Annotated in this window: 4 protein-coding genes; 1 reads left to right on the plus strand and 3 read right to left on the minus strand. The window is 74.2% G+C overall.

Annotated elements, in window-relative coordinates:
* Positions 1-203, minus strand: a 203-nt coding sequence (locus tag KY462_16850) for a hypothetical protein (protein MBW3579367.1), incomplete at its 3' end; no start/stop codon positions are given.
* A gap of 100 nt (positions 204-303) precedes the next feature.
* Between KY462_16850 and KY462_16855 the strand changes: the two genes are divergently transcribed.
* A complete protein-coding gene (locus KY462_16855) occupies positions 304-2079 on the plus strand; it encodes an NAD+ synthase (protein ID MBW3579368.1) in 1776 nt (591 codons plus the stop codon).
* Positions 2080-2105: 26 nt separating this feature from the next.
* Here the strand turns inward: KY462_16855 and KY462_16860 are convergent, their stop codons facing one another.
* The gene (locus KY462_16860) at positions 2106-2390 is read right to left on the minus strand and encodes a hypothetical protein (protein MBW3579369.1); all 285 of its coding nucleotides are present in this window, start codon (positions 2388-2390) and stop codon (positions 2106-2108) included.
* The coding region (locus KY462_16865; protein ID MBW3579370.1) for a hypothetical protein at positions 2387-2578 on the minus strand (192 nt) is incomplete at its 5' end. The genes KY462_16865 and KY462_16860, both read right to left, overlap by 4 nt.

Here is a 2578-nt window from a genome sequence, read left to right on the forward strand (position 1 = left end):
AGCGCCGGGCCGGCGGCCTGCTGGGCCTCGTGGTCGGTCGCCTCGTAGACGACGTCCTCGCCGAGGCCCTCCTCGCCGCCACCGCGCAGGCGGATGGTCGTGCTCTTGCGCGTGAAGGCGCTCGAGACGTCCTGCTCGCGCCCCTCCAAGGCGTAGCCCTCGACGCGCAGCGGGAGGTCGGCGACGAGATCCCAGGTGGCCATGGCGCCATCCTGCCACGTTGGCCGCGTGGCGCAGGGCCCGGCGTTTGATCCTGTCCCGCGGGCGATACCGACGCGGCCCCGCGACGGGGATGGTGGTGCCATGGTCGTCGCCCTCGCGCAGGTCAACCCCGTGATCGGGGACCTGCCGGGCAATGTCGGGCTCATGCGCGAGAGGATCGACCAGGCGCGGGAGGCCGGAGCCCAGCTGGTTCTCTTTCCCGAACTGGCCGTGTGCGGCTACCCGCCCGCGGACCTGCTCCTGCGCTCGGACTTCCTGTCGGCCTGTGCCGCGGCGGCCGAGGAGGTGGCGGCCGCGGCGCACGACCTGGTGGTCGCCTTCGGCGTGCCCCTCAACGGCCCGCGCGACCTGCACAACACCCTCGTGGTGGCCGCCGAGGGCGAGATCCGGGTGGTCTACGCAAAGCGTCATCTGCCCCACTACGGCACCTTCGACGAGGGGCGCTACTTCGGGCGGGGCAACGGACCCGTGGTGGTGCGCATCGGCGACCGGCTGGTGGGCCTGTGCATCTGCGCGGACCTGTGGATCGGCGACGGGCCGGCCACCGCGGCGGTGCGGGCCGGGGCCGAGCTGATCCTCAACGCCTCGGCCTCCCCCTTTCAGGCGGGCAAGGCCCGCGACCGCGAGGCCATGCTGTCCCACCGGGCCCGTGAGCTGGTGTGCCCCATCGCCTACGCCAACTGCTGGGGCGGCCACGACGAGCTGGTGTTCGACGGCGGCTCCACGGTGGTCGACCACCGCGGCCGGGTGGTGGCGCGCGCCGAGCACTTCGCCGAGGAACTGCTCCTGGTGCCGCTCGACCTGCGCCCCGTGCGCGCCGCACGGCTGCGCGACCCGCGGCTGCGCGCGGCCGACGAGACGGCGGCGCCCTCAGGGGGCGAGTCGGCGGCCGAGCCCCGGATCGGCCTGCCGCTGGTGGCCTCGCAGCTCGGTTCGCCGCCCGTGGCCGAGATGCTCGACCCCCACGCGGAGCTGTGGCTTGCGCTGCGCCTGGGGATTGCCGACCAGGCGGTCAAGAACGGGCTCGATCACGCGGTGGTGGGTCTGGGTGGCGGCATCGACTCCTCGCTGGTCGCGGTCCTGGCCTGTGAGGCGCTGGGCCCCGAGCGCGTCACCGCCGTGCTCATGCCCGCGGCGGACAACGACCGCGGCGCCGAGCATGCCGCTCGCGAGCTGGCGGCGGCGCTGGGCTGCGAGCTGCGCGAGGTGCCCGTCGCGGGGCTGCGCGACGCCTACGAGCACGCCCTGGGCGCGGCGGCGCTGAGCTCCGGGGCGGGCTCGTGGTCGACCGAGGAGCGGGTGCTGGCCCGTATCCGCTCCAACCTGCTGATGGCGCTGGCCAACCTACCCGGCCGGCTGCTGCTGTCCACGGGCAACAAGTCCGAGCTGGCCTGCGGCTACGCCACCCTCTACGGAGAGACCTTCGGCGGCTTCGCACCGCTCAAGGACGTCCCGCGCACCACGGTGGTGCGTCTCGCGCGCTGGCGCCAGGGCAGTGCGCCGGGACCCATCCCCGCGGCGATCCTGCGCGATCCCCACGGCGGCGTGCGGCCCAGCGCGTGGCGCCAGGACGGCCTGCCGCCCTTCGACGTGGTCGACCCCATCCTGCAGGCCTACGTGGAGGAGGACGAGGACCCCGCGGACCTCGTGGCCCGCGGGCACGACCCGGGTGTCGTCCGGCGCGTCGTCGACCTGGTCGAGCGCGCCGAACCCAAGCGCCGCCAGGCGCCGCCCGGCATACGCATCAGCGCACGCGCCTTCGGCCAGGACCGGCGCATGCCTCTGGTCCACCGCTTCCGCGCCACGGGCGCCACGACGAAGGAGCGGGAGCGCTCGGCCGGGGCGGCGTCACGCTGAGCGCGGACGCCGGTCGCCCTCTTGGTTCAGTCGGGCGGCTCGGTTCCCACCGAGGGCAGCGTGTCCAGGCCGACCTCGGCGGGCAGGCCGCGCTGCTCGCCGGCGTAGCCCAGCGCGGTCAGGCGGGTGATCTCCGCCTCACCCTCCACTCGCGCGGGATGGTCCGCCGGCAGCGGGGCGATCAGACGCGCGATGCGGTTGCGGATCTGCAGCGCGAAGTGGGGGGTGGAGGGACCCATCAGCTGACGCACGTCCTGGACGGTGACGTCGTGGCGCTCGGAGAGTCGGTCTGGATGCTCGGCTTGGCTCATGGTCGTGGTGTGGTGGGGATCGGGATGGGCAGCGGCTTGGGAGCAGGCTTGGTCGGGTCCGCAGCGTCCGAGTCGTCCCCGTCCTGCGGCTCGTCTTCCTCCTTCTCGGGCTTTGGCTCGGGCTCGGGCTCGGGCTCCTCGGGCTTGGTGGGGGGCTTCGGGTTGACGGGGACGATCTCCAGCAGGGC

Source organism: Actinomycetota bacterium (assembly GCA_019347675.1).
In the GTDB taxonomy this organism is placed as follows: Bacteria; Actinomycetota; Nitriliruptoria; order Nitriliruptorales; family JAHWKO01; genus JAHWKW01.

Bases quoted from the DNA above. Each gene is read 5' to 3' on its own strand.
- KY462_16855 (MBW3579368.1), top strand. From the start codon at position 304: ATGGTCGTCGCCCTCGCGCAGGTCAACCCCGTGATCGGGGACCTGCCG.
- KY462_16860 (MBW3579369.1), bottom strand. From the start codon at position 2,390: ATGAGCCAAGCCGAGCATCCAGACCGACTCTCCGAGCGCCACGACGTC.